15 protein-coding genes and 6 tRNA genes are annotated in these 25,625 nt (G+C 42.0%); 2 read left to right on the forward strand and 19 right to left on the reverse strand.

Annotated elements, in window-relative coordinates; translation table 11 throughout:
• Positions 1-31: 31 nt before the first annotated feature.
• The gene (locus DWY07_RS11375; RefSeq protein ID WP_117823215.1) at positions 32-2,647 is read right to left on the reverse strand and encodes a S8 family serine peptidase; all 2,616 of its coding nucleotides are present in this window, start codon (positions 2,645-2,647) and stop codon (positions 32-34) included.
• Between the two features lie 265 nt (positions 2,648-2,912).
• Between DWY07_RS11375 and DWY07_RS13310 the strand changes: the two genes are divergently transcribed.
• Both DWY07_RS13310 and DWY07_RS11385 read left to right on the forward strand, forming a co-directional pair.
• The gene (locus tag DWY07_RS13310; protein ID WP_021943147.1) at positions 2,913-3,338 is read left to right on the forward strand and encodes a hypothetical protein; all 426 of its coding nucleotides are present in this window, start codon (positions 2,913-2,915) and stop codon (positions 3,336-3,338) included.
• Positions 3,339-3,431: 93 nt separating this feature from the next.
• Positions 3,432-3,857, forward strand: a complete 426-nt coding sequence (locus DWY07_RS11385) for a peptidylprolyl isomerase (RefSeq protein WP_021943146.1) — start codon at positions 3,432-3,434, stop codon at positions 3,855-3,857.
• Between the two features lie 466 nt (positions 3,858-4,323).
• Here DWY07_RS11385 and DWY07_RS11390 read toward each other — a convergent pair whose 3' ends face one another.
• From DWY07_RS11390 to DWY07_RS11470, 18 genes are all read right to left on the reverse strand, one after another.
• Complete coding sequence (locus tag DWY07_RS11390; RefSeq protein ID WP_117823217.1) at positions 4,324-5,649, reverse strand: uracil-xanthine permease family protein; 1,326 nt, start codon at positions 5,647-5,649, stop codon at positions 4,324-4,326.
• Positions 5,650-5,894: 245 nt separating this feature from the next.
• Positions 5,895-8,150, reverse strand: coding sequence for an ABC transporter permease (locus DWY07_RS11395; protein WP_117823219.1), 2,256 nt, complete (start codon positions 8,148-8,150; stop codon positions 5,895-5,897).
• A 36-nt stretch (positions 8,151-8,186) separates the two neighbouring features.
• Positions 8,187-8,897, reverse strand: a complete 711-nt coding sequence (locus DWY07_RS11400; protein ID WP_008400229.1) for an ABC transporter ATP-binding protein — start codon at positions 8,895-8,897, stop codon at positions 8,187-8,189.
• 295 nt (positions 8,898-9,192) lie between these two features.
• Positions 9,193-9,735 (reverse strand): histidine phosphatase family protein, encoded by a 543-nt coding sequence (locus tag DWY07_RS11405; protein ID WP_021943697.1) that lies wholly within the window; start codon positions 9,733-9,735, stop codon positions 9,193-9,195.
• Between the two features lie 83 nt (positions 9,736-9,818).
• On the reverse strand, positions 9,819-10,682 hold the full coding sequence (sdaAA, locus tag DWY07_RS11410; protein ID WP_021943698.1) for an L-serine ammonia-lyase, iron-sulfur-dependent, subunit alpha: 864 nt from the start codon (positions 10,680-10,682) through the stop codon (positions 9,819-9,821).
• Positions 10,683-10,745: 63 nt separating this feature from the next.
• Positions 10,746-11,411 (reverse strand): L-serine ammonia-lyase, iron-sulfur-dependent subunit beta, encoded by a 666-nt coding sequence (gene sdaAB / locus DWY07_RS11415; protein ID WP_117808656.1) that lies wholly within the window; start codon positions 11,409-11,411, stop codon positions 10,746-10,748.
• A 267-nt stretch (positions 11,412-11,678) separates the two neighbouring features.
• Positions 11,679-19,985, reverse strand: coding sequence for a leucine-rich repeat domain-containing protein (locus DWY07_RS11420; protein ID WP_117823221.1), 8,307 nt, complete (start codon positions 19,983-19,985; stop codon positions 11,679-11,681).
• A 524-nt stretch (positions 19,986-20,509) separates the two neighbouring features.
• The gene (locus DWY07_RS11425) at positions 20,510-21,208 is read right to left on the reverse strand and encodes a zinc metallopeptidase (protein ID WP_347465505.1); all 699 of its coding nucleotides are present in this window, start codon (positions 21,206-21,208) and stop codon (positions 20,510-20,512) included.
• Between the two features lie 78 nt (positions 21,209-21,286).
• Entirely contained in the window at positions 21,287-21,754 is a 468-nt protein-coding gene (locus DWY07_RS11430) for a hypothetical protein (protein ID WP_021943702.1), read from the reverse strand.
• Between the two features lie 39 nt (positions 21,755-21,793).
• Entirely contained in the window at positions 21,794-22,108 is a 315-nt protein-coding gene (locus DWY07_RS11435) for a YbjQ family protein (protein WP_021943703.1), read from the reverse strand.
• 457 nt (positions 22,109-22,565) lie between these two features.
• Positions 22,566-24,596, reverse strand: coding sequence for a leucine-rich repeat domain-containing protein (locus tag DWY07_RS11440; RefSeq protein WP_117823223.1), 2,031 nt, complete (start codon positions 24,594-24,596; stop codon positions 22,566-22,568).
• A gap of 90 nt (positions 24,597-24,686) precedes the next feature.
• A complete protein-coding gene (locus DWY07_RS13240) occupies positions 24,687-24,827 on the reverse strand; it encodes a hypothetical protein (RefSeq protein ID WP_181983923.1) in 141 nt (46 codons plus the stop codon).
• A 72-nt stretch (positions 24,828-24,899) separates the two neighbouring features.
• A tRNA-Leu gene (locus tag DWY07_RS11445) sits at positions 24,900-24,985 on the reverse strand.
• A gap of 15 nt (positions 24,986-25,000) precedes the next feature.
• Positions 25,001-25,073 (reverse strand) — tRNA-Val (locus tag DWY07_RS11450).
• 25 nt (positions 25,074-25,098) lie between these two features.
• A tRNA-Asp gene (locus DWY07_RS11455) sits at positions 25,099-25,172 on the reverse strand.
• 20 nt (positions 25,173-25,192) lie between these two features.
• A tRNA-Ile gene (locus tag DWY07_RS11460) sits at positions 25,193-25,266 on the reverse strand.
• A 12-nt stretch (positions 25,267-25,278) separates the two neighbouring features.
• Positions 25,279-25,351, reverse strand: a tRNA-Val gene (locus DWY07_RS11465).
• 25 nt (positions 25,352-25,376) lie between these two features.
• A tRNA-Asp gene (locus tag DWY07_RS11470) sits at positions 25,377-25,450 on the reverse strand.
• Positions 25,451-25,625: the final 175 nt, after the last annotated feature.

The following is a 25,625-nucleotide window of genomic DNA, read 5'->3' on the forward strand; positions in this document are numbered from 1 at the left end:
TCCACCTGACTTCAAATGATGCCTGTACATTTTACTTCTTTATAATTGTGACTCTTTTTGCTGCACTGCTCTGTGCACTGCCGCTTACTGCCTTTACCGTATATACATAGCGATAACCGGATCTTGCCGTCTTATCTTTCCAGTAAGGATCCGTTGTTGTTCCAATCTGTTTCATGGAGCCTTTTTCTTCCTGTCTGTATATCTTATACTTCTTTGCTCCTTTGATTGATTTCCATTTTACTGCAACACCGTAGCTGCGTTCTTTTACCGATATTGCCGGTCTGGTCAGTCTCCGGGTTACTACCGCATCGCTGTAAGCACCAAAAGATGTGCCCTTTCTAGCCCGGATTCTATATGCATACCATGTGCCTGATTTTGCAGATGTGTCTACATAAGTCAATGTGTCTCCGGAATTGACATCTCCGATTCTCTGCCATTTTCCTTTATATGTTCTGCGATAGATCCGATAGCCCTCTGCTCCCGGTACGCTGTCCCAGTTCAAAGACAAGCCACTCTTCTGGTTTGCTACCGTTTTCAGTTCTGCTGCTGCAAGCCGGATCGTATATGGACATTCGATCTTTCCGGTATAATTTCCGGTTCCGGTCACAACACAGGTTGCACTTCCTACCTTTTTGGCATTTCTGTATGTTACCGTATAATCTTCTTTATTCAATCCGGCAACTGTCACGGACGGCTTACAGCTCTTACCCGCATACTGATATACTTTCTTTGACAGTGTTGCTGTAAGACCGGATATATCCTTCGGCGTTACAGTCAGCGTATAACTTGCCAATGTCGTTTTATATGCTGCATCTGCTCCGACCGTTGCAGTGATCGCGCAGCTTCCTACACCCTTTATCGAAATATAGCCTTTTTCATCTGCTTCCGCAATTCTGGTATTAGATGACTGATATGTCACTTTTCCCTCTGAATTGGTCGTAACTTTATACCGATATGCCTTGCTTCCATATTCTCTGGTAACTGTCTGCTTGGAAAATGCAGTCTGCGATTCCGGCTTTTCATTTCCATTTTCATCATAATCTGTATACTGGACCTTCAGACCCGACTGATCAAAATAATCATGAAGATTAACATAGCCCCAGCCATATTGTGGATCCCAGCCATAGGTTCCCTTATCAACGGCATATTTCTTAAGTACCTTCTTCACACCCTTGTAGTTCAGTGATGGCTGGATCATCTTCACATATGCCACCGCCGCTGTTATATGTGGCGTTGCCATAGAGGTACCGGACATTTTCTGATACTTACCCTTCAGATATGTTGATACAACACTGGTTCCCGGTGCGCAGAAATCAACAGTATCTCCATAGTTGGAATAGCTGGCTGCAAAATTCTCATTGCTGTTCATCGCAGTTACAGTTATTACATTTCCTCTGTTTGCAGGGTAAGTTGTGCTGACATCCGTTGCATAATTACCGGCTGCACAGCAGACAACCGTTCCAGATGTCTCTGCCTTCTTTAATACATCCTTTAATAACGTAGAATATTTCCAGAATAATCCTGTCCATCCAAGGCTCATATTTACTACATCTGCCTTTTGGGATACCGCATATTGTAATGCGCTCCGGATTGCAAGATTTGACGATTTACCTGCATCATCAAAGGTTTTAAGGATCATCAGTTTTACATTTTCCGGTGTATTATCTGCAATGATACCGGCTACATGGGTTCCGTGTCCATTTCCATCCGTATATGCCTTGTTTTTGCTTACTTTATCTTTTCCCTGAAAACAATAACTATGCTTGGTATCTATTCTGCCCTTAAAAATCTTATTCGTTGCATCCAAACCTGTATCAATAATGGCAACTGTCACTTCCTGATCGATCACATAATAATCATATTCTGCTTTCAGATAGCCAAATCCCATCACGCTGCCGCCCCAGGACAGGGAATTATGGTCTTCAATGTCCGGAACATCTGCAAGAATATCACTGTCTACCACCTGATCGATAAAACAATGATCCGTACCATAAGCATCCGCTAACTCATAATAAGCATATTCCGTATCCGCAGTTGTATCAAACTGCAGCACATATTCATCATAATCTCCATAATGAAGGATCTCGGATGCACCATAGCTGTCTGTAAGCTGCGCTCCATCCGTCAATACCATCAGACGCTTTAACTGATATTTGTCATTGGAGTCTGTACTTCCATCGGATCCTGGTTCTGTTGTTTCTGTATCCGGTACTGTGTAGTCCTGATCCCAGTTATCATTGATCAGTTCTACCACATCAGAAGCATCTTTCGCTTCCTTCACCGGAACCCCGGCAATATATTCTACCGGATCTCGATTCTCCGCACTCTCATCCTGTATATCCTGATCACAGATCTCCATCGCTTCGTCCGTCGGCTCTGTCGTATCACTCAGCCCGGCAACCGTATAATCTTTCCCATTGATCTGTACTGTATGATCCTGCTGTTCTTTCGAAGCAAGCTCACTCATATCATATGTATGAATCGTTGTATCTGTCTGTCCTGTACTGGTTCTATTGGCATCGTGCAGGCTGTCCCAGGAAAAAACCGTGCTCGCTAATATAGCCGCCATCCCTATGCAGATACCGGCTTTTTTATAATTCTTCTTTTTCCTATAAAACAGCTTTTCTCGTTTCTGTCTATTGTTCATTTCTTTTCTCTTTTCATCATATCACTTATGTGTAAATCCAATTTCCCTTTTTATTTTAAACCATCTTGCTGATAACTTCTATAGTTAATTTTCAGGTTCTGCTAATATATTTACCGCAAATATATTTATGTGTCTTTTTTTGTACATCGTTTTTTGTATTCTCTATATAACAAAAACCTGTATACATTAACCACAATTCCGTTTTTCTTATTTTTCTCTATAGACAAACGGTAGGTTGACCACATTTTCGATCGGAGGGATTCATATGTCACATTCAAATTCTAATTCGGGAGGATGCCTCCCAGGCATCATTATTTTTCTTATTATCTGTTACATCATCGGTGCTGTCAGTGACAGCGGAAAGCATACCTGCTATTATATCGGATGCGACCGGGAAGTGGATAAAAACGAAACCTACTGCTGGTACCACAAAGATTACGGTCACCGTAAATCCTATAATGTTACAACGCAGGCAACGACTGAATCCAATTATCATAAACAGTCCTCTTCTTCATCCCGTTATTCTACGGCAACTGAAGCTGCTCATTCTCAGGATGTTTACGACTCCTACGATGATGGATATGATGACGTATATGACAATATGGGAGATTACGATGAAGATCGATATGATGAAGATGACGATTATCGGGACGGTGTAGACGATGCCATTGATGAATTTGGTTACTACTAAGATCTTCAGGATATCGTTTTCATGAACATTTTATAGTCATTCCTCTGATTTCATGTTAGAATAAGACATTCAATGAAATCGGAGGAATTTTTTATGAGTAACGAAGGCAAGAAATGTACGGTTCACTATACAGGAACATTTAACGATGGAACAAAATTTGATTCATCTTATGACCGTGGTGAACCGATCGACTTTGTATGCGGTGCGGGCATGATGATCAAGGGATTTGACGAAGCTGTTAAGGGCATGGCGATCGGTGATATCATCGATGTACACCTTATGCCGGAAGAAGCATACGGCATGCCGGATCCCGACAATATCTTAACTGTTGAGATCAACCAGCTTCCCGGTGCTGAGGATCTGGAAATTGACCAGAAGGTATTCCTGTCAAATCCAGCCGGACAGTCTTTCCCTGTTAAGGTAACCGCCAAGGATGATACTACGATCACCTTTGACGCAAACCATGAGATGGCAGGCAAAGAACTGAACTTCAAGATTGAACTTCTGGATGTAGAATAAACAGAAAAAAATTATGTACACCTGATATAAAATCTCCCAGACGTTCCGGATATGATATACTACGAATTTCTACTCGTCACACGCATCTATCATATCCGGAACGTCTGGGAGATTTTTTATACCAAGTGTACATAATTTTCTCCTGCCATACATTTTTCCAACTCATCCATATACCGCACCATCCTTTCAATTATCGTTGTTCCAAGTATACCACATTATATCCTCTAACATCTTCTCAACCTACATAAGCCTGAATCCAGCTTGTAATACAAAACTGCCATATTAAGACCTCAAGCGAGGATTTCTTTATGAAATGCATATACCAGCAAATGTGGGTGCCTGTCTGAGCCCAAAGGGCGAGTTGGCACAGGAACATTTGCGAATCAGGTATATGCAGTTCATCGAAACCACAGCGTGTCTTAATATGGCAGTTTTGTATTACAAGCCAATTCAGGCTTTATTCATTTTACTCGTCGAATTCGTAGTCTTTGCCCGGAAGGATTGCGTTTAAAGCAATTCCAAGGATAGCTGCGATAGCAAGTGATGTTAATGTGATAGATGTTCCTGCAACTGTGAAGGTAATACCATTACCGAATCCAAGTCCGCTGACAAGGATAACAGCAGCAACGATCAGGTTACGCGACTTTGTGAAATCCACCTTGTTCTCAACAACATTACGAACACCAATTGCTGAGATCATTCCGTACAGCATGAAGCTGACACCACCAATGATCGACGCAGGAAGTGAACCGATACACTCAGCAACCTTTGGTGAAAAGCTGAGAAGGATCGCATATACAGCAGCCAGACGTACAACTCTTGGATCGTATACACGGCTAAGCTCAAGAACACCGGTATTCTCACCGTATGTTGTATTTGCAGGACCACCGAATGCAGCAGCAAACGCTGTAGCAAGACCATCACCGATCAGAGTTCTGTGAAGTCCCGGATCCTTGATGAAATTATTTCCTGTTGTAGCTGAGATTGCTGAGATATCTCCGATATGCTCCATCATGGTTGCAAGAGCGATAGGTGCCATTACAAGGATGGAAGTAATATTAAATTTACAAAGCTGGAATGGAGGAAGATCCACCCATCCGGCATCCTTTACTGCCTTAAATGTGAAGATTGCAGATCCGTCCGGATTGTGAACACCACATTTGAAAAGAATAAATGCAACTACATATGAGATCACAACACCCATAAGAATCGGAATGATCTTGAACATTCCTTTGCCCCAGATATTAAAGATTACAATAACCGCAAATGCGATAATTGCAAGAATCCAGTTTGTTTTTGCATTATTTACGGCTGATGGCGCAAGACTCAGGCCGATACAGATAATGATCGGACCGGTAACAACAGGTGGGAGGAAACGCATAACACGTTTTACGCCAACCAGTTTTACAACCAGCGCAAGAACCAGATACAACGCACCTGCTACTACGATACCGCCACATGCATAAGGTAATTTCTCACCCATAGACATATCTTTGAAGATTCCGGTATCAAGATTTGCGACTGTATTAAAGCCTCCTAAGAAAGCAAATGAGGAACCCAAAAATGCAGGCACCTTTAATTTTGTACATAAATGGAAGAATAATGTTCCGATTCCGGCACAGATCAGTGTAACCTGAATGGATAAGCCCTCTCCATTAAAATAAGTATTTACCAGAATCGGTACTAAAATAGTTGCACCAAACATGGCAAACATGTGCTGCAAACCTAACAGCAACATTTTCGGAACACCCAGTTCCCTTGCATCATAAATCGCTTCTTTTTTCTGATTCATAATAATCTCCCTTCTTCTATTGTACCTGTTTTACTGTGATCCTATCGATTGAAATGCACGCCTTCTTTCGACAAAACCTCCAGCACACCATCTTTACGATGATAACATAAGAAGGGAGATTTGTGAACTGCAAATCTCCCTGTTTTTTATAAATTTGTTATATTTGTAAAAACTTTCGATATTAAAAGTTTTTAGGTCGTTTTTTATTTCAGATCATTCAATTTTGAACATTATGGCCAAATGACTTATTCAACATTTTTCAGCGCCTCATCCATCGGGATCCGTTTGATCCTTCTTACCTGAAAAACAGCGATGATTCCATAGGCTGCCATCGACAGGATAAAGATCGCAGGATAAATATACGGAGCAATGTAGATCGTCATCCATCCACTGATTGCCTCCTTCATCATCACATAATAGATGCCGGAGATCGCTACCTTCGAAAGAAGGATTCCAAAGATAACACATACTGCCATCACCCATGTTGTCGCAGACAGATATAATCTGTTGATCTCTTTGTTCTCATATCCAAGGATCTTTACCATGGATATTGATATGGTATTCCTCTCAATGATCAGCTTTGTAAGCAGATAAACCATCAGCATGAACATCGCCAGTGCAAATACCTCAAACATATAAAACATCTGGCCCATGGAACGATCAAGCTGTCTTGATACCTTTGTCAGATCTTCCTCTGTAACGACTGTCGCGATCAGCTTCTCATCAATATCAGTCAGCTTCTCATTTGAGAAATATCCTGAGAAATATTCATCCTCGACATCGAACATTTCCCGATATGTCTTCGCATTCATAAATACTGCCAATGCCGCAGGATATGTGCACACACCGGAAACCTTTATCTTATAAGAATCAGATGAATATTCCTTATCCAGCGTGATCGTATCCCCGTTTTTCAGTTTATATTTGTCACGAAGCCCGTCAGAGATCAGCATTTCTCCATCCGCAGGCTGTACCTTGGAATACTTGCTGTCATCCGAGATACCATAGACCATGACTTCTTCATCTCTTATATCTGTTTTATAGATCAGGGAAGTTACCAAGTATTTCTCTGCATCCTTGTTCTCTGTTTCCACAGGCATTTTCAAAACGTACTGATAATCCGCAAGCATATTGTCCAGCGTTTCATCCTGATAGTGTTTTAAAAGCGGCGACATCATCATTCCGAACATCAGCAGAACGATAGCAAATGTTACTCCGATAAATAATACGATATAGCTTGGCAGATTCTGCAGGATCACACGTATACGGAATCTGGTAAAGAAACGGAAATGTGGCAGCTTGACCGCTTTCTTTCTCTTTGACTTTGAAAGATCCCGTCTGATAAACCGAAGCGGTGACATACGGAGCTTCGAATAGATCATCCATGCTGTTATGACAAGCATCAGCACGATCGGAATAACCGTCGTTTTTACAAATGCTTCCGCATTCCATTTTGTCACATATTTTGTCAGACTGTAACTTCCATAATACATTGCCACACAGACATTTTTAAACACTGTATATCCCAGAACATTTCCGATTACAGCTGCTACTAATGTAACCAGGATCGGAAGAGAAATGTAATGTGCCAGTAATTCTCCTCTTGTGTAACCGGAGGCCCGAAGAGTACCGATCGTGCCGGCTTCCTTTACGATCGTATTGTTGATCGTAATCGCAAAGATAAATGCCATGATCACGATTATAATATAAAGCAGTGTTTCCACCATTATCGAATCACTACCCATATCCTCTCCGGTAAAATTAATTGCCTGATTCGTATATCTTGGAATAAACTTCTCCACTTCTCCATATTGACTGATCACCTTTGCAAGATCATCGGATACATCCTTCTCCGCTTTCTCATCTTCAGGTTCATCGTCATAGATCCAGGCATAAGAATAATGCATCAGCCCTTTGTCAAAGCTTTCAAACCGTTCATCCGTTATGATCGCAACACCGAACAACACGGAATCAAACATCGTATCATTATTATTCTGGAACAAAGCACTGTAATCAGATAATGCTACAAAGCCCGATACCTTATATGTCTGTCCATCAACCGACAGATCATCTCCTACCTTGATCCCATTATTTTCCGCATACATACGGTCCATTGCGATCTCATCTTCTGCCGCAGGGAACGCTCCCTCCATCAGACAAACCTTATCCACATCTGTACGATTCTTAAAAATACGGAGTGTGCTTTCATCCCCATCTTTTTCTACAATTTTCTCATAGTAATAATCCTCATACAGCTTTACCCCCTCATCTTCAATCGCTTTAATCGCCTCGGATGATGCTTCATCCTTGTACTCAAAATTACCATTCTCGATATTATACTTATCAAAGCTCTCATCATATGTAGCGATCATACTCTTACCGGCTACCAGAAAGCCGGACACAAAACCAATACTCAAGATCATAAACAGGAAAATAACCAGATACTTTCCAAGATCGGCAGCCAGCTCCTTCGGCAGCCGTTTCCATAATGGATTCTTCATATTATAAATTCTCCTTTTCTCTCTGCCACTTCTGTATTACCAGTCAAGCTCCATTGCAGGAACCTTTACATCATTTACTATATTCTTACGGATCATTCCATCACGCAGTTTGATCACACGGTCTGCCATATTCTTGATCGCATCATTATGTGTAACCATGATAACGGTATTTCCATATTTCTGATTTACATCCTCGATCAGCTTCAGGATCTCCTTCGAGGTCTTATAATCAAGTGCACCTGTCGGTTCATCACAGAGCAGGATATCCGGATTCTTAACGATAGCCCTTCCGATCGATGTTCTCTGCTGCTGTCCACCGGACAACTGATTCGGAAGCTTATGTCTGTGCTCATATAAACCAAGCGTCTTTAAGATATCATCGACATCGAGCGGTGAATCACTTAAATATGCACCAACCTCTACATTTTCCTTTACGTTCAGATTCGGGATCAGATTATACATCTGGAATACATAGCCAAGATGCTTTCTCCTGTACTGTGTCAGCGTCTTCTCATCCATATCAACTGTTTTTTCCCCATTGATCGCTATATAACCACTGTCGGCGTTATCGATTCCCCCTATGATATTCAGTAACGTAGACTTACCGGATCCGGATGGTCCAAGCAAGACACAGATTTCTCCCTTCGTCACTGTAAAATCCAGTCCTCTTAATACCTCTGTCCGGTTCTCCCCTGATCCGAAGCTCTTTTTCAGACCACTGATCTGTAAAAAATTCTGATTTTCCATTTTGTCTCCTCCATTCTCCAGTACTTTCTATCACACTGGTATATCTTTTTATGATTAACGTTTATCGCTTTGAACATTTGAATATGTGTTCATATGATTAATAGCACAAAACAACTGTATTGTCAATGGTTCTGTTGCAAATTTCAAATTTTTGTTAGTTTTAACTAACATTGTACTATTATACATCTATTCCCGGCACAGAACATGTAAAAAGCACATGCTTATTGATATATTTTTATCATTAAGCATGTGCTTTTACTGTTTTTTGTTTCTATCTGCTCTGCAAAGAGGCATTTTATCTGAAGTTATATTCCCGGATCTCGCAGTTCTTAATCCCGAAATGTGCAAATTCTTCATTTGTCATATCATAAAAATACGACTGTACGATCCTTGAAATTCCATTATGTGCAACAAGCAGATATGTCTTATGTTCAGACTCCGCTTTTATATCATCCAACAGATTATAGACACGCTGGCACAGATGCATCATCGTCTCTCCGCCATCATAATGATCCAGGAAATGGGATTTTGCTTCCATGAATTCTGCTCCATTTCTGGGTGTTGATTCAAACCGTCCAAAGTTTTGCTCCTTCAATCTCGGCTCCATCCGCATCGGAATCCCTGTCATTTCCGATATATGTCTGGCAGTCTCGGCCGCACGAACAAGTGGGGAATATAATATCTCATCGATCCCCGGCTGTTCTTCTGCCAGTTTTCTTCCAAGTTCTTCTGCCTGCCGGTGTCCCAGCTCTGTCAGCTCAATATCCGTTGCACCGCAGATCTTATTCTCCACGTTCCAGATGGTCTGGCCGTGCCTCGTAAAAAATACTTTTCCCATGTTATCTCCTTATTCTTATACTATAGAATTGGATTATATATACTATAATTTCACACCGGCTGTCAACTTTATTCCACAGGATTTCACAGACGTTCAGCCACCGCGATTCCGGTGGCGGTGGCTGCGAGTCCGCCTTTTCCGGTCTCCCGGAGATCCTTATGCATCAGGTCGCCGATTTCCCGCATCGCATCGATTACCTCGTCTGCAGGAATAGCACTTTCAATCCCTGCCAATGCCATATCAACAGCGCACAGCGCATTCATGGCACCGGACGCATTTCGCTTCACACATGGCACCTCCACCAATCCTGCAACCGGATCACACACCAGTCCAAGCAGGCTCTTTAATGCCATCGCTGCTGCCTGAGTAATGAGATGGCTGCTGCCGCTCTTTAACCATGCAAGTGCACCTGCTGCCATAGCGGAAGATGCCCCGATCTCTGCCTGACATCCGCCTCTTGCCCCTGATATGCTTGCCCGTCTTGCGATCACATCCCCGATGCCTGCTGCCACAAACAGAGCCTTTACCATATCATTTTCCGAGGTGTTCGTCATTCTTTCATATGTGATCAATATCGCAGGCACAACACCACAGGAGCCTGCCGTCGGTGCTGCCACGATTCGCTTCATGCAGGCGTTGCTCTCCGCCATCTTGATTGCCCTTGCCATGACTGCTCCGCCAAATTTACCACACATACATTTGTGTGTTGCCGCATAATCAGCCATTTTTTTACCATTTTTCCCGGACAGGCCGCTACGGGAAGTCAAACTGTCATCATACGCTTCATCTGCTTCCTTCATCGAACGATACATCTGGGTCATCCGGTTTACGATATCCATTTCCGGCTGCTGCGAGTCCCTTGCCTCCTCCCGGATCACAGCCTCCCAGAACTCACATTTATTTGTTTTCATATAAGCATCGATTTCTGCCAAAGATGAAAATGCCATTATCATTCTCCTTTTTAATTTCTTTCCTGTGCCACTGCATCCTTTATTACCTAGATTCCACGATCAATCATCTTTCAGACTCAGATAGGTTACCTTCAAGATTCCTTCCAGATGCTCCAGCCATTTCAGGGATTCCTTTGGAACCTCCTGATCACATTCCAGAACCATGACTGCATGACCTCCCGGACATGCCCGATACAACTGCATCGTTGCAATATTTATGGACTTATGTCCAAGCATCGATGTCACCTCTGTCACATGTCCCGGCTGATCCAGATTATGCACGATCAGAGTCGGGTAATCGCCACTGAAATTTGCATCCAGACCATCGATCTTACAAATGCGGATTCGCCCTCCGCCGACTGATTCCGCTTCAATATCAAGCTCTCTGCCGCTTTCTCCTGTCATATGAAGCACGGCTGTATTTGGATTTGCATGTGCAAGCTTCGCTGCATAAAAGATAACCTCCATGCCTGCCTGTTCTGCCAGTTCAAAGCTCTCAGGTACGCGGATATCATCCGGCTTCATACCGAGAAGCCCGGCAACCAGTGCTTTATCTGTACCATGCCCTTTTCCTGTTGCAAGGAATGAACCATACAGTCCGATCTCCACCTTCCGGATCGGTTCATCTATTAATTTATAACAAATATATCCAATCCTTACAGCTCCTGCCGTATGCGAACTGGACGGACCTACCATGACCGGACCTACAATATCAAAAATACTCATTTTGCCACCTTCCTGTTTCTTCCAGTATTCCTCAAATTTATAAATTTTATTCTACGACTGATCTTTAAAGCCATCCTACATAATAGTTCATGAACCGAATCATACCGCCTGTCAGTTTTGCCGCAAAAGCAAAAGCCACCGATATCTTCTGCAATTCATACAGTCCTGTATCACAAACGCTCTATGAAATAACATCTGATATTCCGGTGGCCTTTCACCTTATGTTATGAACTTGTCATATGCTGTCCATATCCGGTACAACATATTCTATTTTGCTTTCTTATAAGATACCTTTGCTGGGATATTGCTCTTTTTCAGAAGGCTTTTATAACTATTCGCCTGCTTTTTCGGTATCGTTACAACTGCTTTTTTGCTGATGCCTTTAAAGGCCTTCTTGCCAACCTTTGTGAGCTTCTTTGTTGTAAATGTAATCTTCTTTAGCTTTGTACATTTTTCAAAGCTGCTCTTGCCGATTGTCTTCACACTCTTGCCAATCGTCACAGTTGTAAGTACTTTGCATCCATAAAATGCCTGAGCACCTACGGTCTTTACTTTATCACCAATCGTGGCACTCTTCAAGTACTTATATCCCTTAAATGCCTTCTTACTGATGGCTGTAACATTAAATGTAACTCCACCGATCTTGACCGTATTCTTAATTGAAAGCTTAGTAAACTTCTTATCTGACTTCTTCTTTGTTGTACCAATTACAGTTACAGTTCCCTTACCATTTGTCGATGCTTTTGTGATCTTATACCGGATGCCCTTTACCGTATAGGTATTATTCTTAGCAACCTTGATCCGGAAAGTCTTTGTTATTGTACCTGTATACTTTCCCTTACCGATAATCGTAATCGTCGCCTTACCAATATTCTTATTATTCTTATATTTCACAGTATAATCTGATTTCGCTGACAGCGTCTTTCCCTTGACTGTCACAACAGGCGTCTGCTTCAATTTCTTTCCTGTATAAATAACAGAGGCCTGTATACCTGTAACAGAGGCTTTACTGATGTCAACCTTTGTCGTAGGCTTATTTGGTGTCGGATTCGGCTTTACCGGTGTTGGATTTGGCTTATCGGAACCCGGATCGGTCGTTTCCTCTTTCTTTGGCAGAATCTCCTGCTTCTTGTAACCACATACTGTACATTCATAGGTCATAATACCTGTAGCTGATGTAGTCGGTGCCTTTGTTACTTCTCCCTTACCAAATACATGCTCTGCCCGCTCAAGGATTTCACCACAGCTGCATTCCTTCCAATGCTGGCTGTCGTCTGACTTCCATGTATAGGAATGTGAATGCTCCTCGCTGATCACGATCTCCACACTGAATATAATTCCTCTATGTGCCTGATTCCAGCCCTTATTACCGGTCCAGTCATAATTTGTACTGTCATCCGGCTTGAAGCATACCTGTACGGTGCTGTTCTCTGACAGAATGGTCTGGTTTGCTGTATACCAGTAGTAGTATCCTCCTTCTGCATCCGGAAGCTCCACATCCTTTAACACAGTGTCCTTCTTTACTGTGATCGGTGCGATCTTCTGTGTAAATTCTGCTTTTACAGGTTCTACTGTTACTGTAAGCTCTACCGCATCTACCTGATCATATACTTCTGTATTCTTTGGAATATAGCTTGCTTCAAATGTATAGCTTCCTGCTTTTTCAAGCTTCGTTGCCGGAGCTGTCCATACAAAGCTTCCACCCTCTGTTTCAGGAATCTCTACGTCTGCAAGCGTCTGTCCATAAATACCGGTCAGACCGGTTGGAACCGCAAAGTCCGGAGCCTGTTTTTCTGCTGCTACAGATATCTTTACCTTGATCTGGATCGTTCCATCTGCAAGCTCCTCATATGCACCTTCTGCAAGGTCTGCTTTACTCCAGTCATAATCTGATGTATTCGCAGGAATGAAATATGCATCATATTCTTTTGTTCCTGCTTTTTCGATCACTGTCTCCGGAGCTGCCCATTTATAAGTACCCTTTCCGGATGTTGGAAGTGTTACGCTCTCTAATGTCTTTCCTGCCAAACCGGTACACGGATCCGGTGTCTCCATAACAGGTGTGCCCTTTGCAACCTTTGTAAATGTCAGCTTAAAGCTTGCAACGGTCTGATTCTTACCGCAGATCTTGATCGTTACCGTCTGTGCTTCCGCAGCTGCCTTTGTCGGTGTTCCATAGATTCTGCCATTCTTCAGCTCCAGACCAGCCGGAAGCACCGAACCCTTGGCAAGGGAATAACCAACTCTTGCTGCAGCACTGTCAATATCGTTTGCAATCTTTAATGCAGTCAGATCATATAATGGCTTATCCTCAGTTGTTGTCACCCCTACAACTGCTGTATCTACTGTATCTTCGTCTTTATCCAGAGTGATCATAGTTGCTGTATCATTCTTCATATTAACCGTAAATACTGTAGGTTCATATGGCATAGCGGCTGTCCATGTTGTTTCATCACTCTTATTCATCACTGATTCAGAAGAACCATAAACGATGGAATCAACTGTTGTATTTTCTATCGGAATACCGGTTACTGTTACTTTTACAGAACCGTTACCACGGATATATACAGCATCATCACCTTCTATACCGGAGGTCTTCATATCACCCGTCGTGGAGGCTGCAAGCTGTACAGGAGCTGTATCGCCTTCCTCAAAGCAGAATTCCGGATAAACAAGCTCTGCTTTGTAATAGATTGTACTATAGTAACTTAAAGTCTTCATCATGGATGGTTCCTTAGAGGTAAGGATATCTCCGACTGATGTTGAAGATACCATCTGCTCCAGATCACCGTCATTGATGATTGTTCCGTTATTTGTCAGCTTACCAAATTTGAATCGTCCTGTTTCCTGATTGATAACAGAAGCACCTGCATGGATCGTCAGTGTGCTTACAGTCGTATAACTGATCTCGCCACTATTTGTAATGGTGCCGGATACAGTTGACTTTGAATATCTGTCACCCTTACACGTCAGACTGCCTTTGTTGGTCAACGTGCCATTCAGATCCGCATCTCCTGTATATACAACCTTCACACCATCTGCGATCGTGATGTTGGAATCCTTCAGCGTATGAATATCTCTGGTTTCTACATCCTTATCGATCGTGTACGCTCCACCAAGATACAGATCCAGATAGTCTTCCGCATACAGACCGCCATTTAATGTCCAGTTGTTGTTATTCTGGTAGATATAGGTAACAATACCTCTGACATTTCCGGAAACTGTACGTTTTGCCCGGATATTATCTACTATACCATTTGCCGCTACCGTATAATTATTGCGACCCGTTTTGTCAGTAATATTGATGTCTCCAACAGTTCCGCCATATGCCAGCGTACATACAGTTGTATTCTCCAATGCACCGCTGACACCAAATGAATTCGTATCAAGTAAGACATCCATATCTCCATCTATTGTAGAATTATAAGACAGGTAATTCTTACCACTACCGCCTACTTCCCAGTTACCAATGATGTCATACTTTACAGATCCATGAATGGTACTGTCACATAAGCCAAATACGGAGCTTGAACCGGTAATCTGCTGTCCATTATAATTTGCAAATGCATATCTGCTTCCGGATGCCCCAATTCTTACATTTACTGACTTATTTACGACTGCCGAGCTTGTAACATACATCTTGTAATTTTCTCTATATGCCGTCTGTGCCATCTGTGCCTGATCTGTAAACTGGAATACCAGTTCATCCGCCGTTGCCACACCAAGACCATATACATACTGATACATAGTACCTGCTGTCGCATAAAGCTCTGCCTTCTTTACAACTGCCAGATTTGCTATGTATGTATTGCTTGAGATCTTACCGCCCTTGATATATAAGCTTACGGTACCATCTACCTGCGCCTGGGAACCTGTAATATTTGCTTTACCTCTTGCGCCGTACAGACTGCCAATCGTTCCACCATACATATAGATAGAGATATCACCCTCATATGGTGCAGTTGTATCTGCATATCCAATTATGGCTCGTGTACTCAGATCGTAGGATGTTGCCCCTGCAATCTTTAATGCCTTTCCATTATCTGCAATTCCATCATGGTCATCATCCGGATAGATGGATACCTTTTTGCTGTCTGATGGATCCGGAAGAATGACAACGGAATGTCCCTTCAGATCAATATCCGTATACTGCTGTACATTCAGCTCCTTCGTCAGATCTGTAATCTTATATCCTTCCTCCTGAACAGTAAATGTAATCTTACATTCTGTCGCAGATCCATTTCTTCCTGTAATACGGAATACTGCCTCTGTTGTTTCTGCATCATCCGCAAGTGTACCGACTACCTTTGTTCCTTCCAGCTTCAGACCTGCAGGAAGTGCGGAGCCAGACTTAAGCTGATACTTAACAGAGCCCCCATACTGCATGGTTGTATCATTCTGGATCTGGATCTGACTAAGATCGTACGCCGGATCAGCAGTTGTATATTGGGTTCCTTTTACTACCATTGGATCTGCATACTGTTTGGAGCATGTGATCTGCTTCGGAATATAATCAATATATAGTTCAGATGCCGCTTGTGGAAATGCCAGCTTACAAACGCAGTCCGCATCTCCTTCTACCGGTTCTCCCCCATTTACAGATATTGCCCCTGTATATCCTGTAATATTTTTGTACTTTATATTCTGTGTTTTATTTCCCGGAAGGTAATAATAGGATTTCTTCTCATCCTCTCTGTATTCGTATGCATAATCTTCTGCAGAAGAATAAGATGTGATATCCTGTAAATTTGATGTCACAGTCACGACAAAATACAGCTTCGACCAGTCACTGATATCGGTATCCTCTGCAAACGCTCCATCCACCATCCATTTTCCGGTACAGGCAAATGTCTTTGCAGACACAGCTCCTTTATGGAAGATCTGAGCAGATGTATTCTTGATCTTGATATCTTCTGCCTTGAGCACCGCATCCTTTTCTATATATACATATGCATATCCCGGTGAAAAAGTATCAATGTTACATGTACCATGGAACCAGACCTTATCATAGGTTCCATTCGTTTTGAAGGTTCCGGCAGTTACACCCTTATTAAATGTTGTCTCTGTCCCTCCCGGAAGTGTGATCGCACCGGTGATCTCTACCGGAGCATTCGCAGTAAAATCCTTATACTGCGTTACCTGCAAAGAATCTCCTGTCAGCTTCTCATTTACTATATAATCCTCGACTGTGATCGCACCTGCCTGATCGATCAGATACCCTTCATAGAAACCATAACCGGATGGATTCTTAATAGCCATCTTGCCAACAGCCGCTTCTTTTCCCCGCTTCATCCTCATATACTGCACATGCGCACTGGACTCCAGTCCGTATACAGTGCTAACAGCTCCACCCTGAATATCTATAACAAGTGAATCTGAATCGGCATAGGACATAGTTGCACTTTTAACTCCAAATATACTTCCAACCGAACCACTAAGCACTGTGATCCTGATCGGGCGATCATAATCAATACCGGAAATACCATAGATCGTATATCCTGACAGATCTCCGCTATACATAGCCTGTCTGCCATCAGCCTTACCATCCCGATCATCATCTGCATAGATACCAGTGAGGATCACCCCATTATCAGATGTACCTGTCTGCTGAAGGACTGCAGATGTTCCGTTCAGGCTGATCGTCTTGTTTTCTTCATCGACCGTCAACCGTTCGATCGTGCTTTCCTGAATTTTCTGTACCTTGGACACGATCACATTTAATCTCAGAACAGCTTCCGTCCCATTTCTACCTGTTACATGGATATCCACGCGTTTTCCATCTTCATATAAAACAGTCGGAGTACCAATGATCCTGCCCTCTGTAAGTGTTAAACCTTCCGGAAGACTGTATGTAGCATCCTCTTTATATGAAATTGTGCCTGTTTTTGCATCATTCATAATGATCAGTCTGTTCAGATCATATAATGGCTGTTTCTCTGTATAGGTCTGATTCAATACAGCACTTGGATCAACAGATGTTTTCTTGATATCAATCGGAATTCCTTCAAATGCTGCTGTAACTACAACCTGCTCATCCGGCATTTCAAAGCTATAGGTATTTCCTTCCTTTGCAAGCTCTGATGCCTGGGTATCTGACTGCTTCTTTACCGTTGCTGAAAGGAATCGATAGCCCTTATTTGTACTGATATATACGGTTACAACATCTCCTGATTTACAATACCGCGTATCCGGATCCAAGGATGTCTGTTCACCGCTTCCAAGCGACATACTACCCTGATTCTGATCTACCTTCATAACAACCGGATATTTTATGCCTGCTTCATTTGACTCTGTCTCAATCTGTCCATTATTCAGATAGATCGCTGCAGCAGATGAACCGATCTGCTTTATAGCTGTTGCTTTTATCGTTCCCTTATTCACTACCTGCGCAGTGTATGGAATATATACATTTTCTTTTGTAGTCACTGTGATCTTTTCCGGAATCAGAACAGCTGCATAGCCGTAGCTATAATTACCATACGATCCGAAATACACATTATCCGCCGTTACATTTTCTGTAAGAATAACCTTGCCACCATAATAAATATCATTTTTTACCTTAACAACTGCTGACGCATTCTCTGTCTGCGAAGATGCCGGAATCACATAATACTTCGATGGTAACTTACAGTCATCTGTTATCGTCATATTGAGTGTTGCCTTTTGAGGTAATGAATTGGAAAAGGTTACCGCGCTCAGCTTGCTGAAATCTGTATTCTCAATCCATACATCTGTCGTTCTCTCAGCCGAATCCGAAATACTGCTATTATTGTTTGCAAAAAGAATCTTTTCTGATGAAGTTGATGTGATCTCACTGTTTCTGATCTTATAATCTGCATTTCCATAAAGAGTAACATTATTGATTGCATAGAAATACCGTGACCGTATGCTATTTACATCTGCTGTGAGATCGCCTTTTATTGTTGGTGAATATACAATATAATAAGAGCCATTGCCCGCCGATGTATTCGTATTGATCACCGGCTCTTTATCCTTATCCAGGATCGTTGCATCATTCTCATGGGCAGATGTAATCTTTACATTTTTATCCACATATGCATTATAAATTCCGTAATAGTCATAACAGATATTTCCGGATGTCCGTATCTCACAATCATCTCCCAAATAACCATTCATAACTCCATATATGCTATTTCCTGCTGTACAACCTGTGATCGAGATCGTCTTTTTTCCATATCCTTTTCGGGTTTCGCTGTTCGAACCATAATAACCCCAGATATTACTTCCCTGGCATCGGCTGATACTGATGTCAGCCTGTCCATTTATATTTGCAGAACCTGTATAATATCCATATACATTTATGCCATTCCCTGTAAGATCTTCCATCGTGAGCTTCACAGAATGAGTCTCAACGACATCATACAGTCCATATATGATGCCCCCGGCTGAGTTCTTTCGGATCGTGATATCTGCATCATAGCTGTCGCCCTGTACCCCTTCATTTCTTAGAAAGGAACAGCCGCTGGCTCCGTAGACAGCTCCTGATACCGTACAGTTCTCGATCAGAACCTTTACCTGTCCCTTCAGACCGGAGGAACCATTTATACCATATACACTTCCAAATGTTCCACTGCCGCCAAGGATCTTGATATCCGTATCACCTTCTACATAGCTGCCGCTTTCGATGCCGTAAAATGTCCATCCGGAGCCTGTATAATTCTTCAATGATACATCCAGCTTTCCGGTACAATTTGCCGCCTTTAGTACAGTAAAGGAATCGCCTCCGAGTGCATTAACTCCATCCGCATCAAAGGTCACATTCCCCACAATCTTACAGCCGGAGTCCACTGCTGCACCTTTTGCACTTTCACGCAGCGTAATATTACGCATTGTGACATTCAGATTCTTCTTGACCTCCGCTCCTGATGTAACCACACCGATTCCATTGTAAGTACCGCCATTTAAATTCAGTGATACATCTCCTGAAACACCAGCGGTCTTAACCGCATATAATGCAGACAGGCTGCATCCATCACCTGCTTCTACTGCCACAGAACCTTCTACGGCTGCATTCTCAGCTCCTGTTACAGTTCCGATCGTTGCACCGTTTTTTATACGCAGTGTTAATGCTGTCTTGCTGCTGTCTGTGTTCAATGCTCCATTGCTCAGTCCGTATACATAGCCAAGCTTTGCACCATCTATTGTGATTGAAACCGGCTGATCATATGTCTGCTGATAAAGTCCATATATCGGCATACTGCTTGAATAAATGATATCTGCACTTCCATCTAACTTAAATGCCGTTTCACCCTGATCAACGATTCCATTCTGATTCTTATCCTCATATATATTTATATAAGGAATCTGCTCCGTTGCATTTTTCGATGTACATATGACAACTGAATTACCATTCAGATTCATTCCTATCGTACTGCCAGAGTCATTCTTTATATATGTAACTCCTTTTGACGGATCAGCTGCTGTATAACCGGAATCTGTCCCGCTGTCTCCCTGTCCATCTGTCGCCGCCTGTACAGCTAAGCCCTGTGTCATACAAAGACCTGCCGCAAGTGTCAATGCTGCTACATATCCTCTCATACTTCGTTTTCTCATTCTGTCCTCCATTCATCGCTGTCTGGAACCGCATCCCGCCAATTCCTATATATACATTGATATACTATAAATTGCCAGTTATCCAACCCCTTGGGATAACTGGCAATGTCATTATGTTTCCGGTTGTGATACCTTGGGCATATTTTTGTGTAATCTTCTAAATTATTGCACAAATCCGTATTATTTTTGTGAGAAACTATCCAAATTTATCACACCATATATATTGTAGCACATTAGCTTTATAAATACTATTCACAATTTTGCAACATATTTTTAGCTATTTTTACCAATTTTAACAAATTATTTGTATATTTTGTACTATACGCTTCTGCAACCCGAAAATTATTCTCATATATGTGCATCCATTTCTCCATATTCATCCTGTCATAAAACAAAAAAATAACCGGAAAGCTGAAAACCGGTATCATTCAATACCACATTTTTTCAGCTTCCGGTTACATTCATATCATATCCCGGCATGCCCATAAATGTGCACTCCGAAATATCAGATATTTACTTTTTAATCATCTTCTTCTGTTTGTAAGTAACAGCAAACGAACAAGCTGAAGGATTGCAGTTACCATTGCGGCTACATAAGTAAGAGCTGCAGCAGTTAACACTCTCTTGGCCCCACCAAGTTCTTCTTCTGTCATAAATCCGCCATTTCTTAAAATAGCAATTGCTCTGCCTGATGCATTAAACTCAACCGGCAGGGTTACAAACTGGAATACAACGACCAATGAAAATAACAGAATTCCCAGTGTGATACATACATCCAGTCTTGGGATCAGTAAACCGATCAGGATCAACGGCCATGATAATGTAGAACCAATGCTTACAACCGGCACGATCGCTGAACGAAAACCAAGCGGCGCATATCCTTCCGCATGCTGGATCGCATGACCACACTCATGTGCTGCTACACCAATTGCCGCTATCGATCTGGAACCATATACATTCTGTGACAGATTCAAGGTATGATCCTTTGGATTATAGTTATCCGTTAATTCTCCGGCAATCGGGCGGATCGTTACATCTGTGATTCCGGCATTTCTGAGAATCATCGCTGCTACCTGTTCTGCAGTAAATCCTGATCTGGTCGATACCTTCTCATACTTCTTATATGCTGATTTCACCTGAGCAGATGCGATCAGTGACAGAACAACTCCGATCAGAACTAATATATACGTTGGGTCAAAATAAAAATAAGGCATATCACTCATCTCTTTCTTAATATATATAATATCTGTAATAGTCTTTCCCTTTATATTCTCCCATTTCAAACGGAATACACCAAAGGATTATTTTTTTCTTCTCTTTGACTTTTTATCAGTCTGTTCCCCATACATTTCTCTGTACATTTCTTCTCTCGGATCGACCTCTTCATTTTTTCTGTCTGCTAAAAGAATCCTTCCGATAAATCCAAGTCCTCCAAAGATCAACACCAGAATAACCAGCCAGTCAAATAAAGTCATGGTCGTCAAATGTATATTTGTTGTCAGAATGACCATGATGACGATCAACAGTCCTGCAAGTGCCGAAAAAACCTTTGATGCAAAGGAATCTGTCATAAACATCCAGACAATTCCTATGATCAATGGAATCACTACCATTCCTGAACTGATTCTTGCTCCCCAGATGGACATCCCTCCAAATGAAGAAAAGAAACTGGATGATACGATTACTTTCTGTGATAAGATAAATAACCCTGCCACCAGCATCACGATCCCGGCAACAAATGTCATCAGCTCATGTTTTGGCTTCTTCATATACTCCTCCATTTCTACCACTGTATGTGAATCAATCTGTTATGCTGTAAACTTCACTGCCGTTCCGGAAACAAGGATCTCCGCACCACCGGCAACAATTGTTGTTGAAGCAAATCTGACATTTACGATTGCATCTGCGCCCATGCTCATAGCCTGGTTGATCATATATGAAATTGCTTTATCCTTTGCTTCTGCCATCATCTGTGTATATGCCTGCATTTCTCCTCCTACCATATTACGGAAGGATGCTCCGATATCTTTTCCGATATTCTTACACATAACACAACAGCCTGTTACTAATGAGAGTACCTGATACTCTCTTCCTGGTATATTCTCTGTATTTACTACTACCATTTTCTTTTCCTCCTGCGTTTTCCATAACCTTTTGTTTCTCCTGCTCCCTGCAGGCTTCTTTATCATACCACGAATGAACGCGACCTGTAAATCACTTTATACTACACGTTAGCATCATTAAAACATGCATTTTTTATGTTTTCTTTTCACAATTCATTGACATCCTGAACATAGAATAAACACATTTATCCAGTAATATAAATACCATCAAAGGAAAACAAAACCAAGAGGACATCACCGGAAATGCGGTCAGAGCAAGCGTTTCCGACTGAATGTCCTCAGATCTAAAAAAGTGCATACCTGAATATCAGATACACACTTTATAATTATTGCTTACTTTCATTTTTCATAGATTCCCTTCCTTCGCCCCGTAGCAATACCTGCTGCGGGGCTTTTGTTTATCTCATGTCTTATATAGCATCTGCCATATTCCGAACATTCCGGAAGACTTCTATTTTTATTTTATTTTCTTAACCTTAACGCTCTTTGCAGCTCCGGCTTTTTTGAAAGCTGATTTATATGCCTTTACCTTTTTCTTTGGCACGCTGATCGTTGCTTTTTTATTTATCTTTGTAAATGCTGATTTTCCGATGGTCGTTTTCTTTAATTTACTGCTCTTGACCGTGATTGTTTTCAGCTTCTTATCACCATAAAATGCTTTGCTCCCGATCCGGCTTACCTGTTTTGGTATTGTGAGTTTCTTGATCGCTGTACACTTGGCAAATGCTTTATCTCCAATCTTTGTCAGCTTCGCATCCAGTGAAACACTGCTCAGCTTCTTGCAGCCATAGAATGCACTCTTTCCAACTGACTTCACATTCTTTCCAAGTTTTACTGTTTTCAGCTTCTTACAGCCCTTAAATGCATTGTTGCCAATAGAAGTAACCTTGAACTTATAGCCCTGATACATAACTGTTGCAGGTATTGTTGCCTTTGTTACGGATTTCTTTGCTCCATACAGCGTCACAGTACCCTTCTTGGCATCTGATTTTGTAATCTTATAACGCAATTTCCCAACTTTGAACTTTGTTCCAACTGCCGCAGGCTTTTCTGCCTTGATAAATTTCTGGGAATACTGATTCTTTGAAGTATCAATACCATCCTGCTTTGCTCCTGCAAAACTGTTGTTTGAAATATGGGATACATTCTTTGGAATCACCATCTCTTGGATATTATTGCAATTCTTAAATGCATTATCTCCGATATTCTTAAGACTGTCCGGCAGCTTAACTGTATTCAGATTCTGACATCCATCAAATGTACCATTCGCAATCTTTGTTACACCCTCCGGGACATCGATCACATGAAGATTATCACAGGTCTTAAATGCTCCTGTACCAATTTCCCTTAATGTCTTGCCAAGGAACTTTACTTCATTCAGATTGTTGCAGCCATAAAATACATATGCTCCTACCTTCTCCAGGGTCTTTGGTGTTATCAGTTCATGAAGATTATCACATTCATAAAATGCATAATCCGGAATTATACGGATCTTTGTCTTTGAAATATCGATCTTAATATTGACACAATATGCAAAGGAATATTTTCCAATCGATGTTACACTTGCAGGAAGTGTGATCTGCAGATTGGAATTTCTTGCAAATGCATATGCTCCAATAATCGCTGTATTAGATGTTTTTGCAAACTCGATCTGGTTCAGATTGCCGCACTGATAAAATGCATAATCACTAATCACCTTTATTGTTGTCGGTATCTGAAAACCTCCATTTAAAGCAGCGGTTTCAAATGCATATGGTGCGATCGTCGTTACCGGAACAGGGATCTTATACAATCCCTTTCCTGTATAATGAAATGCCGGAGCAAAACGATACGCCTGCTTTCCATCCTTACTGAGAAGCAGTTCACCTTGATTCTTATTCTGGATCTGTGCCTGGTTTGGATTATTTGTATTCCATGTATATGTCTTAAAATAAGCGTTTGTATCTGCTGCTGCAAATCTGCCGATTGACCGGCAGCCGGCAAATGCCCCTGTACCAAGCTTTTTCAGATTGGAAGGAATAGCGATAACTCCCATCTCAGCATATGGAACAACAACACCCTGTGCCGTTGCAGTTCCTGCTGCATCCGTTGCCGTAGCTGTATCATTTGCATCTGCTTTCTTGTAGCTGTACAGTGTACTAAGGCTCTGGCAATTCTCAAATGCCCGGTCACCGATCGTTACAATCGTATCCGGAACTGCGATCAGGGAAACCTTCTCACATCCCTTAAATACATTATTGCTAATTCCTGTTACTGTCCTGCCGTTGATCGTTGCCGGTACAATGATCTGTTCCGCATTCTTGTTTCCTTTGTATGCGGTGATCGTACCATTTGCATCACATACAAATGATGCTGCTGCACTATATGTATACATCTGTCCTGCATTATCAGCTTTTGATAAAGAGCCCGCACCCATCAGTGCCAGTATGCAAATACACATTGCTGCAGCAAGCATCAGCCATAATTGTTTACTTCTTGTCTGCTTCATAGCATAACCTCCCTAAAAAATACTGTTTCTATTTTATCATGCCATTCCACAGAAAGATAGTTTATTTCGATTTACCCTTATGAAATACTTTTATTTTTTGATAGTTGCTTTTACAACACCCTTTACAACCTTATATTTTTTATTGCCCAGTTTTACAGTGCCTGTAACCTTCTTTGCAATCTTTCTTCCTCCAATGTAAATGTGATCGTTGGATTCTTCCACTGTGTCCATCTAGAATTTTTATCCATTTTTAGACAAACGAAAAAAAGCCTAAAACCTTTCAGTTTCAAGCTTTTTGAATAATGCCGGCGACCGGAATCGAACCGGTACGGGAGGTTAGTCCCGCAGGATTTTAAGTCCTGTGCGTCTGCCAGTTCCGCCACGCCGGCATGTCCTTTGGACAATGGGACCTACAGGGCTCGAACCTGTGACCCTCTGCTTGTAAGGCAGATGCTCTCCCAGCTGAGCTAAGATCCCATATTTAATTTTGCGCTTTCGCAAGCGACCCGGATGGGGTTCGAACCCACGACCTCCGCCGTGACAGGGCGGCGCTCTAACCAGCTGAGCCACCAGGCCATATTAATTTTAAAACATAGTGGACGTTCGGGGACTCGAACCCAGGACCGATCGGTTATGAGCCGATTGCTCTAACCAACTGAGCTAAACGTCCTCATGTTATAAATGGGACCTACAGGGCTCGAACCTGTGACCCTCTGCTTGTAAGGCAGATGCTCTCCCAGCTGAGCTAAGATCCCATATTTAATTTTGCGCTTTCGCAAGCGACCCGGATGGGGTTCGAACCCACGACCTCCGCCGTGACAGGGCGGCGCTCTAACCAGCTGAGCCACCGGGCCATTATGGTAATCGCTTCGATGATAACAAGCAAAACTTCGTTCACATCTTACGTTTGATGGATACATGTTCTATTGTTCATGTACCTTCAGAATTTCATACAGAAAGTCTTGCGACTTCATTTTCTCCAATCTCTTCCGCTTATCTTTCGAACCTCTCAGGATAAGTCTTCGACCT

It is taken from the genome of Clostridium sp. AF23-6LB, from assembly GCF_003461085.1.
GTDB lineage: Bacteria > Bacillota > Clostridia > Lachnospirales > Lachnospiraceae > Coprococcus > Coprococcus ammoniilyticus.

What these genes read in the sequence shown, in the direction of transcription:
- DWY07_RS11375 (WP_117823215.1), bottom strand. Translation starts at nt 2,647, where the DNA reads ATGAACAATAGACAGAAACGAGAAAAGCTGTTTTATAGGAAAAAGAAG.
- sdaAA (WP_021943698.1), bottom strand. Translation starts at nt 10,682, where the DNA reads ATGGCATTTTCATCTTTGGCAGAAATCGATGCTTATATGAAAACAAAT.
- DWY07_RS13240 (WP_181983923.1), bottom strand. Translation starts at nt 24,827, where the DNA reads ATGGACACAGTGGAAGAATCCAACGATCACATTTACATTGGAGGAAGA.
- DWY07_RS11400 (WP_008400229.1), bottom strand. Translation starts at nt 8,897, where the DNA reads ATGGAAAATCAGAATTTTTTACAGATCAGTGGTCTGAAAAAGAGCTTC.
- DWY07_RS13310 (WP_021943147.1), top strand. Translation starts at nt 2,913, where the DNA reads ATGTCACATTCAAATTCTAATTCGGGAGGATGCCTCCCAGGCATCATT.
- DWY07_RS11405 (WP_021943697.1), bottom strand. Translation starts at nt 9,735, where the DNA reads ATGGGAAAAGTATTTTTTACGAGGCACGGCCAGACCATCTGGAACGTG.
- DWY07_RS11435 (WP_021943703.1), bottom strand. Translation starts at nt 22,108, where the DNA reads ATGGTAGTAGTAAATACAGAGAATATACCAGGAAGAGAGTATCAGGTA.
- DWY07_RS11420 (WP_117823221.1), bottom strand. Translation starts at nt 19,985, where the DNA reads ATGAGAAAACGAAGTATGAGAGGATATGTAGCAGCATTGACACTTGCG.
- DWY07_RS11425 (WP_347465505.1), bottom strand. Translation starts at nt 21,208, where the DNA reads ATGAGTGATATGCCTTATTTTTATTTTGACCCAACGTATATATTAGTT.
- sdaAB (WP_117808656.1), bottom strand. Translation starts at nt 11,411, where the DNA reads ATGAGTATTTTTGATATTGTAGGTCCGGTCATGGTAGGTCCGTCCAGT.
- DWY07_RS11395 (WP_117823219.1), bottom strand. Translation starts at nt 8,150, where the DNA reads ATGAAGAATCCATTATGGAAACGGCTGCCGAAGGAGCTGGCTGCCGAT.
- DWY07_RS11430 (WP_021943702.1), bottom strand. Translation starts at nt 21,754, where the DNA reads ATGAAGAAGCCAAAACATGAGCTGATGACATTTGTTGCCGGGATCGTG.
- DWY07_RS11385 (WP_021943146.1), top strand. Translation starts at nt 3,432, where the DNA reads ATGAGTAACGAAGGCAAGAAATGTACGGTTCACTATACAGGAACATTT.
- DWY07_RS11440 (WP_117823223.1), bottom strand. Translation starts at nt 24,596, where the DNA reads ATGAAGCAGACAAGAAGTAAACAATTATGGCTGATGCTTGCTGCAGCA.
- DWY07_RS11390 (WP_117823217.1), bottom strand. Translation starts at nt 5,649, where the DNA reads ATGAATCAGAAAAAAGAAGCGATTTATGATGCAAGGGAACTGGGTGTT.